Genomic DNA, 14,431 nt, shown 5'->3' with positions numbered 1-14,431 from the left:
CGTTATTTCTCATCATTAATAACCGTGAGTGGGGGATGTGAATGAAGAAGATACTGATGCTGGTCGGAGATTATGTCGAAGATTATGAAACGATGGTGCCTTTTCAGGCTTTGCAAATGCTTGGGCATCGTGTGGATGCCGTCTGTCCGGATAAAAGTCAGGGTGACTACGTTCAAACCGCCATTCACGATTTTGATGGGGCGCAGACATACAGTGAAAAGCCGGGGCATCGTTTTACGTTAAATGCGAATTTTGCCGAGGCGCGGGCCGCCGATTACGACGCACTGTTGATCCCCGGCGGGCGTGCTCCGGAATATCTTCGACTGAATCCAGATGTCATTAAGCTGGTGCAAGATTTCAACACTGCCGGTAAGCCTATCGCCGCAGTTTGTCATGGGCCCCAACTGTTAGCGGCGGCGGGGGTGTTAGAAAACCGGACCTGTAGCGCTTATCCGGCCTGTGCGCCCGAGGTTCGTCTGAGCGGTGGACATTATGCCGATATTGGCATTGATCAGGCCCACGTTGATGGCAATCTGGTGACGGCACCAGCATGGCCCGCGCATCCGCAATGGTTAGCTAAATTTGTTGAAGTATTAATGAAGTAAGCGATGATGCGATGAAAAAGTCGGTATAACCTGCCAGGCTATACCGACTGCATTTATTACCTCTGCATGAGTGCGAACACGCCCCACCCGATATATTCCCGGGTAAATGCAACGTGGCGGGCTGGTGAACTTCTCAGTTGCTCTCTGACTTCGGCGGCAAACTCATCGTCCGGATTTGCCTCCAGCCACCGGCGCATCGTCAACCATTTTGCCGCCTCGTATCTGTCCCAACCTTCCTGGTCAGCCAGTACCATTTCAACCACGTCATAACCGAGCAGGTCGAAAGACGAAACAAGTTCTGGCAGAGAAAGAAAATCGGCTACTGAAGTCGCGCCGCAAGCCATAGCGATCTCCTCCGTTGCGGGCATCTGACGCCAGTACGGTTCGCCGATGAGCAGGATCCCGCCTGGTTTGAGACTTTGTTCCAGCTGTTTGACCGTTCCGGCAACGCCGCCAGCAATCCAGGTTGCACCAACGCAGGCGGCAATATCGAATTTTTCTTCGGCGATATAACCTGTTGCATCGGCATGAATAAAACGCACGTGCTCAGTGACGCCTAATTCACTTGCCCGCAGGGTGGCTTGCTCACTGAATAACTGGCTCATATCGATACCAACGCCGGAAATTCCATGATCGCGAGCCCAGGTGCACAACATCTCGCCCGAGCCGCTGCCGAGATCCAGGATGCGGGTTCCTGGGGCCATCCGTAAAACCTGACCTAACGTCGCATATTTTTGCGCGGTGAACGGATTATGAATGCGATGTGCGCTTTCGCTGATCGTAAAAATCTTCGGGATATCCATCTCTCTCTCCTTAGCGATTATCCAGTTGGGCGCGAACGTTGTTCAGCCCGGTGGTATTGATGCGGTAGGGCTGACCATTAACGGATTTGATCAGCTTTTTCGTTCTGAGTTTTTTGAATACGTCGAGCGTGCAGTCGCAGAGCAGTAACCCTTCGCGGCTATAGCATTCGACGGAAATGACGCGACCAGATGCATCGCGGACGTGAGCAATACGGCCACCTTTGGCGAGAACGTGTAAGGTACGTTGTTCCTGACGGGATAAATTCATACTGGAAAACCTGTTTAATCATCATGTGCAAAACGTGCAAACACACAGCGGTGTCCGCATTCGATTTCGGCGCATTGATAACCAGTCCGGCCTGAAAAGGTCGGTAAGCTGATTATCTGATGATTACATTCTCCAGCATCAAAGCCTCGGGTTGAGTTGATAGGTATTTACCTGCTGAATCATACCAGCCTGGGCGAGTAGGGGAATCGTTCTGTCGGGAAAATGTGATCTATGACGAAAAATTGCGTTTAGCTTATTTTATAATTTTTTAACTCTCGTTAGCTGAGCAGTGTATGGATATATTAAATTTATTGAATATTCAGACATCGTCAGTAGCGGTATTGGCCGTAATGATGTGTTGTGAGTCCCACTTGCGTCATACTATAGATTAGTGATATTTAATTTTTCCCTATCCTAATTTTGTTTTATTTGATAAACATGTCTTTATTATAAAAAGGATTTTTAATGGTGTTTTCTTTTAATTCTTTTTAGGAATTTTCTTAACGTCGTGAAGTGTGTATACTCAATCCAGCAAGAAGCTCTTCTGTTATCATCAAAACTATAAAAATGTCCTTAACACCCGTATTACCTCTGCCCTGAATCTCTTCTCAGGGGAGAGGTTTTTTTTGCCTGTGTATAATTTTGATAATCGTCATATATAGATAATTTAATATTATTGTTCTTGTTGTTTTGCATTAGTGATGACGACAGGTTTTGTTCTGTGAACCATACGGTAATGTTGAAATAGTATCGCTATGAATCTATTTCATGGTGAATAGTGTGATTTCATCTTTATTTATAGGGGGATTATATAGTTTTTCTTATAACTATCTGTTTTTAAGCGTTATGTTAATTTTCGCTTTTGAAGTAATTGTGATTTTGTTCACGGATTTTAGTGCGTTAAGTGGCTATTTGTAGAGAGGTGCAAACGGTTGCATGTTGCTGTTACAGCATTTGTTCATTAAAAAAATATAGCGATGGTATGTCTTGTGTCGGTATCGGGGGCAAGAATCTAAATGATTTTTATTATCCCTTAGACATACGAATTCAGTTTATGACTTCTGTTAGCTTAACACCATGGAAAATGTAGTAAAAACAGACAGGGAATATGATTTTATCAATCAAAAGGAGTTTTTAATCACTGGTATAATTACTGGCCTTTTTTATCTTCCTTTATATAAATCGTTGTCGTAACACTCATAAAATCAGCGTTCTGGGATGAGCGCTGATTTTATTTTGTTCTCAGATTATTCAACCCACGCTGTATGCAGGTCTTCTCTTGCAGTACCTCGTAAATGATACATTAAAGGATCTCCTGGAATGGATATTGTTGAACGCTTTATTAACTACACGAAAATCAATACCACGACCTCAAGGGAAAATGGTGCTAATGGGATAATGCCTTCTTCACCTGGTCAAATGGAACTGGCAAAACTACTTGCAGTAGAACTTGAAGCATTAGGAATGGAAAACATTGAGGTCAGGGATACCGCTATTGTGACCGCGACCTTACCTGGAAATACCGATGACACCATCCCTGTCGTTTCCTTTTTTGGTCATCTGGATACCAGCGCAGAACAGACCGCGGACACAAATGCGCAACGTCTTCACTACAGCGGTGGGGATTTGTGTCTGAACCAGGAGCTGAATATTTATCTGCGTGAAAGTGAATTCCCGGAACTGAAAAATTATATCGGTGATGACCTGCTGGTGACGGATGGTACCAGTCTGCTAGGGGCTGATGATAAAGCCGCCATCGCCGCGATTATGAATGCCCTGGAGTACCTTGTAGCGCATCCGGAGATTAAGCATGGGCCGGTGAAGGTCGGTTTTGTTCCTGATGAAGAGCAGGGATTACGGGGAGCAAAAGCGTTTGATGTTGCGGCGTTTGGCGCTGATTTTGGCTATACCCTGGACTGCTGCGGCATTGGAGAGTTTGTCTATGAGAACTGGAACGCGGGTGATGCGGAAATCATCTTTACCGGCCAGTCCGCGCACCCTATGTCGGCCAAAGGTAAGCTGAAGAACTCTCTGCTGATGGCGCATAAGTTTATTGCGATGCTGCCCGGAGGAGAGGCGCCTGAGTATACGGAAGGACGCGAAGGGTATTACTGGGTAAAACAGCTTCAGGGTAACAGCGCCCGTACGGTACTTAAGCTGGATATCCGGGATTTTACCGAAGAAGGGTATAAGGCGCGTATGGCATATATCCGCCAGCTTGCCGTCAGCACCTGCGCGCTGTGGGGAGAAAACAGCGTGGTCTGTCATTTAACCGATCGCTATGCCAATGTGTTCAATAGCTTGCAGGGCGATGCACACTACCCGATTGATATTGCGTTACGCGCGTATCAGAAGTGTGGCATTACCCCGCAACCTGTCGCCATGCGTGGTGGGTATGATGGCGCAGTGCTATCGCAGAAAGGACTGCCTTGCCCGAATATTTTTACCGGTGCTCATAACTTTCATTCAATTTATGAATATCTACCGGTGCGTTCACTGCGAGCCGCCAGCGATGTGGTGGTAGCGGTCATTGAGGAAACCTTTGCTGAGTTCGCGCAGAGGAGAGCTCAGTCATGATTCAGGTGTTAATTGCCTTACTGGTTATCGTGGTGGTCGCGCGTCTGATACTGAAAGGTTATCGCGCTGAACCCGTGCTGTTCATTGCGGGCCTGGTGTTGATGATTTGTACGGCGTTAACCGGATGGGGTTCTGTATTACCGAAGGGCGTTGCCAGTACGGGGATTTCATTTCTCGATCCTTTCGAGGTGATGCGCGATCTCTTTAGTACGCGTGCTGCCGATCTCGGCCTGATGATTATGGCGCTCATGGGATTTGCGCATTACATGGATCATATCGGGGCAAATGAAGCGGTTGTGCGGGTCGTGACGAAGCCTTTGCGCGCGCTACGTTCGCCCTATGTGCTTCTATTTTTCTCCTATCTGCTCGCCAGCCTCCTGCAGTTGGCCATCCCATCCGCTACCGGGCTTGCCGTGTTGCTGATGGGGACGATGTTCCCCATTATGCTGGGGTTAGGGCTTTCTGCGGCCTCGGCTGCTGGGGTTATTGCCACCTCGCTTGGTGTGGCGTATACCCCGACGGCCATCGATGCTATCAGGGGATCTAAAGCGGTCAATATGGATGTGGTGGAATACGTTGTTTACCACCAGGGACCCGCAGCGCTGGCAACCGTGCTGGTCGTCGGCGTCTGCCATTTCTTCTGGCAGCGGCATTGCGACCGTAAAGCGGGGACGCTTCCACGGGAAATCGGTAGCGCTGAGGTGACTGATTCAGGAAAAGCCCCGGCTTTTTATGCGCTGCTCCCGATGCTTCCGATATTGATGGCGGTGGGATCATCGGAAATGTTCGTCAGTGGTATTAACCTGAATATTATCACCATTGTGCTCATTTCAATGGCTGTCTGCATGTTGATTGAGTGGCTGCGGGTGCGTGATTTAAAGTCAGTATGCGAAGGATTCAGCCATTTCCTTAAAGGCATGGGCACCGCCTTTACCGGGGTGGTTGGGCTACTGGTTGCGGCAGGTGTTTTTGCTCACGGGATTAAAGTTATTGGTGCCATTGATCAATTAATCCTGATGGCGGAGCACGTGGGATTACCTCCATTTGCTATGGCGGTGGTGTTTGCGCTGGTGACGCTGGCGGCAGCAATTATTATGGGATCGGGTAATGCGCCATTCCTTGCTTTCGTTGAGCTGATCCCGCAAATCGCGGCAAGTATGGGCGCTAACGCTGTTGCCATGATCCTGCCGATGCAGCAGGCATCACATATGGGGCGGGCAATTTCACCGGTTTCCGGCGTGGTGATTGCCGTTTCCAGTGGGGCGAAAATAACGCCATTTGATGTGGTTAAACGTACCGCCGTACCGTTGATCGTGGGCTTTGTAACGCATACCCTGATCATCGGTATTTTCTATTAACTTCGTCTGTAATAAGCAAACTTCCGGGTTGCTGAATGCCCGGTAGTTTGCTTTTTCTGTTTACAGGTCTCATCACAAAAGGTGATATTGATTACTGGTGATTATTATTAACCTTTATCTTTATCGCATTATTCTTATTAGTCATTGTTGAGCCACCCCGGATTAATGATTAATAAGTATGATGTATTATATTTGCACGTTTATTACATAGGGATAAGTTAATCTGGATCATATTTTGGCAATTTTAGTTGTAGTAATTTTTTAATAGAGTAATACAAGAATGACGTGGAATAACAATGATGATTTATTTGGGCAGGTTTAAGTGGTAAGGGATTCTGGAAGAGTTAGTACGTTACGACATCATTATCAGGATGATCTGGAAGCCTTTACCTGGAGTGCGTTAGTCGCAATTGGTATCGCAATAAAGGATCATAAAATCTACTCTAAAATGTCAGAGCATCTATTCATTATGCATTGGCTGGCTATTGCCAAAAAAAGAAAAATCTTTTCGAAGAGCATTGTCAGTGAGCTTCAGTGGTTAATTGATGAGGGGAAGAAAAAAAGCCTCAATGCACAACTTAAATTTAAAATAGAATATTTGTACGCCACATCGAGTGGTGATGTGACAATGCAAAACGACTATTTTAAATTTACTCACACGATTGAAGTGTTGAGAAATAATGGATGGGAGAGCTTTCTGCTCACTCCGGAGAAGTGGCAAGGCCTTCATGAGAGTATTAAGGTCAGAAAAGGTGACTTTATTTTTATGGATGACACCCGGCTTCAGGAGTGCTTTGGCGTGCAGGGGGAGATAGTCAAACCTTTCTGTATTCGAGTGTACGGCGATATTGAGTTTGCAAAGTTAACGTTCATCAAACATAACCTGCCGGTTGAATTTGTGAAACATATTTCGAATGAGTTTTATTACTTCAATTTTCTTTCAGTTAAGTAATGCTTAACTGATATGGGGGACAAATTTCTGTTTGTTCAAAGAGTGTATTGATCTACCTGTGAAATTATCGGATATATACCACGCGCAAAGGACAGCGAATGTTTACTCGAAAGTTAGTGATTACAACTGAATGGATAAGGTTGTCGGATACGCCAGACAATGTGTCCATTTCTTTTCGGGGCGTTCTTGAGATCGGTGAAAGCACGGTTGTACCAGATGGCAACACTCCTTTACTTCGCTTAGAAAATGAAATGGCACCTGTCGCCGTTGATGCGTTGTCATGGGTAAGGGTGCCAGTTGAACGCCAGGAAAATGTTATCGTCTATATTTTCTGAATCCTGGTTTATAAATCCATTAATAATGTTAATGTCGATTTGTTCTTATTTTATTCCTCCCGGGGCAAGATGAGATGTCTGGCTGAACAATTCGTTGGGGATCACATCGCGGGTGAGAGCATTCGTAGCGCGTGTACATTATAAATAATGCCAAACACCGCCACCGCGAGCAGAAACAGGGAGGAGATAAAAACGCTGCGTCTGGCAAACCGCTCTGGCATCCAGCGTTTGAAAACCATGATGTAAAAAGACAGCACCGTAACATCAAAAATAACCCACACCAGCGTTAGCGTCAGAATGCTGGTGGTGAAATCTTGCGTAATGGCAATGAACTGGGGAAAAAACGCTACGAAAAACAAAATGTCCTTTGGGTTAGCGACCCCTGTCAGAAATCCATGGATAAGCCCGCTGTTATCGCGTTTTGGCGTACACAGTCCGAGGTTTGAGTCCCTGGCCCGCAGGCCGTTAATCGCCATCACACCGATATACAACGATCCCACAAGACCCAGTACGCCAAGCCATATCGCAGAGATTGAAACCACGCCAGCTAGCATCAGTGCAGCCAGAGCAATCAATACTAAAGAAGCGCCGTTAGTGCCAATCAGCGTGAGAAAGGCCCGGCGATAGCCGTGCTGCGACGCGGTGGTGGTAATCAGCGCCACGACAGGACCCGGAGTTAACAGCAGGGTTACTACGCTGAGGCTATAGGCAGCCAGTAAAGTGAAATTCATACCTGATTATCCTGATGATATTTTCCATCAGTATTCCGCCTGCGTGGCGCATTGAAAAACGAATAAAACTGCGCTCTACTGTGAGTAAAACTCAACATAGAAGCTGAGAATGACGCTACCTCCGTTGTATGCCCTGAGGGCTTTTGAAGCCGCAGCCCGTCTGGGATCGTTCAGTAAAGCCGCTATTCAACTTAACGTGACGCCGGGCGCGGTAAGCCGTCATATTCGCACGCTGGAGGCATGGTTTGGTTGTGAGCTATTTGTCCGCAGCGGCCCGCGTATCGAGATAACGCCTTCTGGCCAAGGGCTGGCGCAGCAGTTGACGGCTGGATTTCAGAGTCTGGAACACGCGTGTCATGCCTTTCGCAGCAGAAGTCATGAGCTACGGCTGAAAGCGCCATCTACGTTGACGATGCGCTGGCTTCTGGACGTGCTGCGTCATTTCCGTGAAGCGCATCCGACCCCGGTTGTCGAAATTTCCAGCGTCTGGATGGATACCGATTCGGTATCCTTCGGTCGTGAACCGTATGACTGTGCGATCCTGTTAGGGAATGGCCATTTTGGTGACGATACCGACAGCCGGTTGCTGTTTCAGGAGTGGCTTATCCCGGTGTGCTCAACCGCACTGCTGGTGCAGGCGCAGCGCGATCTTTCTGCCTGTGAACTGATTCATCCCTCAGCGGATCGCCGTGACTGGCGTCGGTGGCTGCAACGCACCGGGAAGTTTCCGGCGTTGAATCTTGCGCGGGGCAAAGTGTTCGACACCCTGGAGCAGGGCAGTCTTGCCGCGATGAGCGGTCATGGCGTGTCCGTTGCCGACCTGCTGTTAAGCCTGGCGGCCATTCAGGCAGGGATGTTGGCGTTACCGTTTAAAGATGCGGTAGCGACTGGCGAGGGCTATTACCTTGTCTGGCCAAAGACTTCAACACGGCTTAGAAATATTGAGCTGCTGTATCGCTGGTTAAAAGAGGCTGCGCCATGTGTCTCCTCGGCAGATCTAAACTGGCTGGATTAAGCTGTTTATTCTGCTAATCACCTATATTGATAATGGTTCTCATTATTATTGTCGTATTGCGCAGGTAATGGTAATGTTGCTTCAGTTATAAACCGTTAATCCCATTTTCTGCGCAGAAGACAGCATGAACAATACCACCGCCCTGAATGCCTCCGGACGCGTCGCTCGCACTTTCTCCGTCAGCGAGTTTATGGATTTTGGTGAGCGCTACGGGATCGATTACCGCTTTCCCCAGCTGGCACAAAGGCCGGATTTACCGTCTGGCAGCCCTGTTCTGCAAGGTGAAATTGAGGAGATGACTCTCCCATGTGGGATGTGCGTGACGCACTCCGACGTACAGGTATTGCAACCCTACGAAACAACCTCTCGTCACGACAGCCCTTTGTATATGCTGGTGGTACTGGAAGGCTGCGTGATCCTGACGCTTAACGGACAGGAGCACGTGGTGCGCTCCGGCATGGCGTTTAGCTCACGCCTGAGTGAGCACCAGACGATGCGTGCCCGTCATCATGCTGATTGTAAACTGCGGACATTATCGCTCGGTTTGTATCCCGACGGCGCGTGTCGCACGGGGTTGCTCGAATCGTTGATGCGTGAGTGGGAAAGATGCCAGACGCCGACGCTTATCTGGCAGGTGCCGGGTTTTTTACTCAGCGGACTGCAGTACGCGCAGCAGAGTACGATTAGCCATGTTTCTCGTCAGCTGATGCTGGAAGGGCTGATATTACAACTGTTTGGTCATGGCCTCAGCGTGTGTCAGGTCGAGAGCGGTAAACGTCTTGCGGCGAGCGGTGAGCAGCAGCGGCTGGAGGTCGTTCGCCGACTGCTGGAGCAGAGTCCCGAAAATGACTACACCCTTAATGAACTGGCCCAACGCGCAGCGATGAGTCCCAGCAGCCTGCGCAGTAAGTTTCGCGCAGCCTATGGCTGTTCGGTATTCGACTACCTGCGCGATTGCCGTCTGGAACGTGCACGCGGCTATCTACTGGAAGGATATAGCGTACAGCAGGCGGCCTGGATGTCGGGTTATCAGCACGCCACCAACTTTTCTACCGCTTTTCGCCGCCGTTACGGCTTTTCACCCGGTGATTTGCTCAAACTTTGCTAATCCATATTTGCGTTTTACGCACGTGATTTCCTGACAATTTGGCACTGCGCATAGGCAACCTGGCATCCGGCATAGCTATCTCCGTCAGCAAAAAGGTAATAATTCTCACTTACAATTAGACATGCCTTTGGAGATATTCATGTTCGCGAAGACTCGCTTGGCGCTGCTGGTGGGATGGGTTACCGGCAGCGTGGCTTTTCCTCTGCTGGCGCAGGAAACAACAAAAAACGATACGGTGGTTGTCACCTCGCAGATGCAGAGCGGGGCCACGAAGCTTGCCACGCCGGATATTGAAACGCCGCAGTCGGTATCGATCGTTACCCGTGAACAGTTTGAAGAGCAGGGCGCAACCAGCGTGCGCCAGGCCGTCAGCTATACGCCGGGGGTGTACAGCAATCAGATTGGCGCCTCCAACCGCTTTGACTACATCGTGCTGCGTGGCTTTTCTGACGGTAGCCTGGATAACGTCTATCTCGATGGTCTGAAGATGATGGGCGACACCAACTCACACAGCTCGCTGGTGGTCGATCCGTGGTTCCTCGAAGATATCGAAGTCGTACGTGGCCCGGCTTCCGTACTGTATGGCCGTTCCTCCCCGGGTGGCATTGTGGCGCTGACCTCACGTAAGCCGTCGTTTGATGCGGGCGGTGAGGTGAAGCTGTTTGCCGGCAACAATAACCAGCGCGGCGCGGCGTTTGACGTCACCGGGGCACTGGATGATAACGATCGCGTGGCGGCGCGACTGAGCGGGATGACGCGTTACGCGGACTCGCAGTTTGGTCCATTGAAGGAAGAGCGTTACGCGCTGATGCCCAGCCTGACCTGGCGTATCACCGACCAGACGCGTCTGGATCTGATGGCCTATCTGCACCGCGACCCGGAAGGCGGTAGCCACTCCGGTCTGCCGTATGACGGCACCGTGGTTCCGCATTACGGGCAAAAGATCTCCAACACCTTTTACGAAGGCGAGGATGATTACGACAAATACGATCGCCGTGAAAACATGGTGGGCTACAACATTGAGCATATGTTTGATAGCGGTTGGTCGGTGCGGCAAAAGCTGCGCTATCTGCATACCGACGTTGAGCTGAATCAGGTGTATGCGGCGGGCTGGCTGAATGAAACCGAGCTTAATCGCGGTTACTCCGGCTCCGATGAAAAAATGTCGGCGATTACGCTGGATAACCAGCTCGACGGCAGCTTTGATACCTGGCAGGTAAACCACCGTCTGCTGGTGGGGATCGACTATCAGGATCGCAGTAACAATACTACCGGTTACTACGGCGCTTTCCCGCCGATTGACGCTTTTAATCCAGTGTACGGCGCGAAGCCTGATTACATCGACATGTATGCGCGTGAGAAACACAAGCTGCGCCAGACGGGTTACTATTTGCAGGATCAGATGTCATGGGATCGCTGGCGTATTACGCTCGGTGGTCGCTACGATCAGGTCAGCGTTTCTAACATTGATAAAATCAAGGATACTCGCAGCGATCTGGATAAAAACAACTTCAGTACCCGTGCCGCGCTGCTCTATTTATTCGATAACGGCTTTGCGCCGTACGTGAGTTATTCCACTGCCTTTACGCCAACCAGTTTTGCCGATGAGAACGGCAATCTGCTGGATCCGATGAAAGGCAAGCAGTGGGAAGCCGGGCTGAAATATGAGCCGGAAGGACTCAACAGCCAGTTCAGCGCATCGGTATTCCGTATTAATCAGACGAATATAGCCACCAAAGAAGAGCCGACCGATCCGTACCGCTCGATTGGGGAAATTGAATCTGAAGGGGTGGAGCTGGAGGCAATTAGCCAACTGACGGATAGCTTCCGTTTGCAGGCGGCGTATACCTATACCGACATTCGCTATAAGAAAAGCAGCCCGGAAGAGCAGGGCAAGCGAGCAGTGTACGCCCCGCGTAACCAGGCCAGTACCTGGCTGAGCTACGATGTGAAAAGCGGTCCGCTGGACGGTCTGACGTTGGGTTCAGGCGTGCGCTACGTTAACGGTATTACCAGCGATCGCCTGAATACTCACACCCTGCCGTCCTACGCACTGGTGGATATGGTGATTGGTTACGACTTAACGAATATCGGCATTAAAGGGTTGAGCGCGCAGTTGAACGTTAACAACCTGACCGACAAGCGCTACGTTGCAGCCTGTAACTCGCTCTCATACTGCTACTTCGGCGCCGAGCGCAGCATTGTCGGCAGTGTGTCCTGGAAATTCTGATGTTTTAGCCGGATGCGGCGCTGGCGCCTTATCCGGCCTACAGCAACGTGTAAATCGTAGGCTGATAAGCGTTGCGCATCAGGCATAGTGGATTGTGGCTATTGTGTAAAACCGTTTTGCAGACAAATCTGCGCGCTGGCACCTTATCCGGCCTACGGCAGCGTGCAAATCGTAGGCCTGATAAGCGCAGCGCATCAGGCATAGTGGATTGCGGTTATTGTGTAAACCGTTTTACAGACAAATCTGCGCGCTGGCGCCTTATCCGGCCTACGGCAGCGTGCAAATCGTAGGCCTGATAAGCGCAGCGCATCAGGCTTTGTGATTGCGGCTATTGTGTAAAACTGTTCTGCAGACAAATCTGCGTGCTGGCGCCTTATCCGGCCTACGGCAGCGTGTAAATCGTAGGTCTGATAAGCGCAGCGCATCAGGCTTTGTGATTGCGGCTATTGTGTAAAACCGTTCTGCAGACAAATCTGCGCGCTGGTTCTCAGCGTAAAGGCGACTTTGTCTGGGTACTGGCTGTAATAGTTATGCTCTTCTTCCAGCCCTTTTGCCTGCGCCAGACGTACCGTTTCCAGCGAGCAGGTACGGTAGATCAGGTCTTTATTCATATTGGTCTGCTTTTCGCGCTGTTTATCTGCGGACAGCGCCAGCCAGCTTTCGGACAGTGAGTAATCGTAGACCACCCGATTTCCTTTCGCCTGCACGTTCTCAATGGTAATAAATTCGTCGATTTTCAGTCTTGGCTGCCCGCGCATTTTTTTCTTATCTTCTGCGGCGGCATATTGGGCCAGCGCATGAATATCCATACTGGCTATTTTCTGTTTATAAGCATCTACATAAGCGGTAGGTTGCTGATAATGCTGAGCGTAAGCGTTTCTTAATTCCCCGTCATTCATCGTACAACCTGCCATAAACAGAGGTAATAGCAGTGCCAGTTTTATTTTAGTCATGATGTTATCCCGTTCATTATTTTGATCCCAGTCGCCCATAACAAAATAGAAAAATTATTACAGATGATATTTAAGGTTGTATAAACGAGAGCGCGATGGCACAAGTTCAATTGTCTTAAAATGGCAGGACAGGCGGGAAACCCTGCCAGAATTGGCAGGGTTTTGAACATACTGATAAAAAAATTAATGGCCGATCATCTTTGCCTTCGGGATCAGCTGGAAATACATATGATCGGGCACTGGCGTATCCCAGACATTGGCATAAACGGCATAACCAATGGTGACAAACAGAATGCCAAGCACCAGTAGCGTCATGGCAACACCTGATAGCGTCCTCTGTCGCCATAACGGTTTACCGTTGTCTTGCGCCCCCGGTGGTGTTTGCAGTGAGAAGCTCAGCGTTGAGGCCACCGGGCAGGATTCAACGCAGGTCATGCAGCCAGTGCATTCCACGGTACGCACCTGAATCAGTCTGTCGACCGGGATATTCGACGGGCAGTTTTTCGCGCATTTTCCGCAGTCGATGCAGCTGTCTGCGTTACGGCGGATTTTAAACGGTGAGAGCAGCGAGAACAAACCGAGCAGCGCACCATAAGGGCACAGATAGCGGCACCAGGCATTGCGAATAAACAGGCTCAGGACACTGATAACGACAACAAAGATGAGCGTAGCGGAGCCAATATGGCGAAAGAAATCGAGCATCTTCACGTCGATAATCATGCCATAGGCCGACATTAGAAAATACTGAATCCCCTGTGCAGGCATCGACAGGGCGATATACAAAAAGAAACTCAGCAACAGATACTTCAGACTGAGCAGCGGGATATCCAGCCAGCGCGGCAGCGTGAAGTTGCGACCAAATACTTTTTTCCCCAGATTGCCGAGCAGTTCGGACAGCGTGCCCACCGGGCATAGCCACGAACAGAAGGCTTTTTTTAACAACAAACTAATCAGGATAAACGCAACTAACAGCAGCATGGAGGCGGCATGGATAGGCGGAAGAAAACCAGTCTCCAGCGTATAGCGGACATTCATCAAACCCGCGATTGGTAGCCATCCCTCAATACCGCCAGGCCTTGGAATATAGACGCTGGTGCCGGCGGTTTCGAAATAGCGGACCCAGTAATAGAACGTTACGCCAATATAAATATTAATAGCCAGCAGGAGAAACTGGGTGGCTTTTCGCCAGCTGCTGGCGTTGCGCCAGTCATTCCACGGCAGCTTGCCTCCGATCGTGCCAGGACGGCGCTGCCAGCGTGTTCTCTTCTTCCCGTTCATGGTTTTATACTATCCCTCATATTTCCCCTTCTGCATTCAGAAGGCGTCATCACCGGGACATGCTAGCGCCATTCAGATTTGGTGTATTTGATTTGCATCTTATTATGTGGCTGTTATTTTTATCACGCAAATAGGCTTGAATAAAAATAACAGCTCGGTATTTATCGCCGATCAGATAAATACCCTGAACGGGGTATTTATTTCTCTGTGGCGGAGAA

General features: G+C 49.5%; 13 protein-coding genes. 8 read left to right on the top strand and 5 right to left on the bottom strand.

Features of this window, described 5'->3' with window-relative positions; translation table 11 throughout:
• Positions 1 to 41 precede the first annotated feature (41 nt).
• Positions 42 to 605 carry a DJ-1/PfpI family protein gene (locus OGY04_RS13690; RefSeq protein WP_003830885.1) on the top strand — a complete coding sequence of 188 codons (564 nt, stop codon included), beginning with the start codon at positions 42 to 44 and terminating at the stop codon, positions 603 to 605.
• Positions 606 to 661: 56 nt separating this feature from the next.
• Here OGY04_RS13690 and OGY04_RS13685 read toward each other — a convergent pair whose 3' ends face one another.
• Positions 662 to 1,408, bottom strand: a complete 747-nt coding sequence (locus tag OGY04_RS13685) for an SAM-dependent methyltransferase (RefSeq protein WP_286585401.1) — start codon at positions 1,406 to 1,408, stop codon at positions 662 to 664.
• A gap of 10 nt (positions 1,409 to 1,418) precedes the next feature.
• Positions 1,419 to 1,676 carry a YjhX family toxin gene (locus tag OGY04_RS13680; protein ID WP_008783846.1) on the bottom strand — a complete coding sequence of 86 codons (258 nt, stop codon included), beginning with the start codon at positions 1,674 to 1,676 and terminating at the stop codon, positions 1,419 to 1,421.
• 1,320 nt (positions 1,677 to 2,996) lie between these two features.
• Between OGY04_RS13680 and pepT the strand changes: the two genes are divergently transcribed.
• From pepT to OGY04_RS13660, 4 genes are all read left to right on the top strand, one after another.
• Positions 2,997 to 4,253, top strand: a complete 1,257-nt coding sequence (gene pepT, locus OGY04_RS13675) for a peptidase T (protein WP_071444615.1) — start codon at positions 2,997 to 2,999, stop codon at positions 4,251 to 4,253.
• The gene (gene dcuC / locus OGY04_RS13670) at positions 4,250 to 5,611 is read left to right on the top strand and encodes a C4-dicarboxylate transporter DcuC (protein WP_003830889.1); all 1,362 of its coding nucleotides are present in this window, start codon (positions 4,250 to 4,252) and stop codon (positions 5,609 to 5,611) included. Before pepT ends, dcuC begins: the two co-directional genes overlap by 4 nt.
• Positions 5,612 to 5,933: 322 nt before the next feature.
• Positions 5,934 to 6,563, top strand: coding sequence for a DUF2913 family protein (locus tag OGY04_RS13665; protein WP_048226383.1), 630 nt, complete (start codon positions 5,934 to 5,936; stop codon positions 6,561 to 6,563).
• Positions 6,564 to 6,661: 98 nt separating this feature from the next.
• Positions 6,662 to 6,898, top strand: a complete 237-nt coding sequence (locus OGY04_RS13660) for a hypothetical protein (protein WP_020996594.1) — start codon at positions 6,662 to 6,664, stop codon at positions 6,896 to 6,898.
• A 101-nt stretch (positions 6,899 to 6,999) separates the two neighbouring features.
• Here OGY04_RS13660 and OGY04_RS13655 read toward each other — a convergent pair whose 3' ends face one another.
• Positions 7,000 to 7,629 (bottom strand): LysE family translocator, encoded by a 630-nt coding sequence (locus OGY04_RS13655; RefSeq protein WP_286585399.1) that lies wholly within the window; start codon positions 7,627 to 7,629, stop codon positions 7,000 to 7,002.
• A gap of 109 nt (positions 7,630 to 7,738) precedes the next feature.
• Here OGY04_RS13655 and OGY04_RS13650 point away from each other — a divergent pair, with 109 nt between their 5' ends.
• The 3 genes from OGY04_RS13650 to foxA all read left to right on the top strand — a co-directional run bounded on the left by OGY04_RS13650 (position 7,739) and on the right by foxA (position 11,982).
• Positions 7,739 to 8,644: a LysR substrate-binding domain-containing protein gene (locus OGY04_RS13650; protein ID WP_286585398.1), complete on the top strand. Its 906-nt coding sequence runs from the start codon at positions 7,739 to 7,741 to the stop codon at positions 8,642 to 8,644.
• 124 nt (positions 8,645 to 8,768) lie between these two features.
• Positions 8,769 to 9,752 carry a helix-turn-helix transcriptional regulator gene (locus tag OGY04_RS13645; protein WP_071444609.1) on the top strand — a complete coding sequence of 328 codons (984 nt, stop codon included), beginning with the start codon at positions 8,769 to 8,771 and terminating at the stop codon, positions 9,750 to 9,752.
• Positions 9,753 to 9,873: 121 nt separating this feature from the next.
• A complete protein-coding gene (gene foxA, locus OGY04_RS13640; RefSeq protein ID WP_286585397.1) occupies positions 9,874 to 11,982 on the top strand; it encodes a ferrioxamine B receptor FoxA in 2,109 nt (702 codons plus the stop codon).
• Positions 11,983 to 12,425: 443 nt separating this feature from the next.
• Here foxA and OGY04_RS13635 read toward each other — a convergent pair whose 3' ends face one another.
• Positions 12,426 to 12,935, bottom strand: a complete 510-nt coding sequence (locus tag OGY04_RS13635; protein ID WP_234693037.1) for a hypothetical protein — start codon at positions 12,933 to 12,935, stop codon at positions 12,426 to 12,428.
• Positions 12,936 to 13,118: 183 nt separating this feature from the next.
• The gene (locus tag OGY04_RS13630) at positions 13,119 to 14,213 is read right to left on the bottom strand and encodes a 4Fe-4S binding protein (RefSeq protein WP_286585396.1); all 1,095 of its coding nucleotides are present in this window, start codon (positions 14,211 to 14,213) and stop codon (positions 13,119 to 13,121) included.
• Between the last annotated feature and the right edge of the window lie 218 nt (positions 14,214 to 14,431).

It is taken from the genome of Citrobacter sp. Cpo091 (assembly GCF_030332645.1).
Lineage (GTDB): Bacteria > Pseudomonadota > Gammaproteobacteria > Enterobacterales > Enterobacteriaceae > Citrobacter > Citrobacter portucalensis.
The sequence above is the reverse complement of the archived record's forward strand: the minus strand, read 5'-3'. Positions and strand labels throughout refer to the sequence as shown.

Excerpts from the sequence above, each read along its gene's own strand:
- OGY04_RS13645 (WP_071444609.1), top strand. The coding sequence starts at position 8,769 with ATGAACAATACCACCGCCCTGAATGCCTCCGGACGCGTCGCTCGCACT.
- dcuC (WP_003830889.1), top strand. The coding sequence starts at position 4,250 with ATGATTCAGGTGTTAATTGCCTTACTGGTTATCGTGGTGGTCGCGCGT.
- OGY04_RS13680 (WP_008783846.1), bottom strand. The coding sequence starts at position 1,676 with ATGAATTTATCCCGTCAGGAACAACGTACCTTACACGTTCTCGCCAAA.
- foxA (WP_286585397.1), top strand. The coding sequence starts at position 9,874 with ATGCCTTTGGAGATATTCATGTTCGCGAAGACTCGCTTGGCGCTGCTG.
- OGY04_RS13655 (WP_286585399.1), bottom strand. The coding sequence starts at position 7,629 with ATGAATTTCACTTTACTGGCTGCCTATAGCCTCAGCGTAGTAACCCTG.
- pepT (WP_071444615.1), top strand. The coding sequence starts at position 2,997 with ATGGATATTGTTGAACGCTTTATTAACTACACGAAAATCAATACCACG.
- OGY04_RS13690 (WP_003830885.1), top strand. The coding sequence starts at position 42 with ATGAAGAAGATACTGATGCTGGTCGGAGATTATGTCGAAGATTATGAA.
- OGY04_RS13660 (WP_020996594.1), top strand. The coding sequence starts at position 6,662 with ATGTTTACTCGAAAGTTAGTGATTACAACTGAATGGATAAGGTTGTCG.
- OGY04_RS13630 (WP_286585396.1), bottom strand. The coding sequence starts at position 14,213 with ATGAACGGGAAGAAGAGAACACGCTGGCAGCGCCGTCCTGGCACGATC.
- OGY04_RS13635 (WP_234693037.1), bottom strand. The coding sequence starts at position 12,935 with ATGACTAAAATAAAACTGGCACTGCTATTACCTCTGTTTATGGCAGGT.
- OGY04_RS13650 (WP_286585398.1), top strand. The coding sequence starts at position 7,739 with ATGACGCTACCTCCGTTGTATGCCCTGAGGGCTTTTGAAGCCGCAGCC.
- OGY04_RS13685 (WP_286585401.1), bottom strand. The coding sequence starts at position 1,408 with ATGGATATCCCGAAGATTTTTACGATCAGCGAAAGCGCACATCGCATT.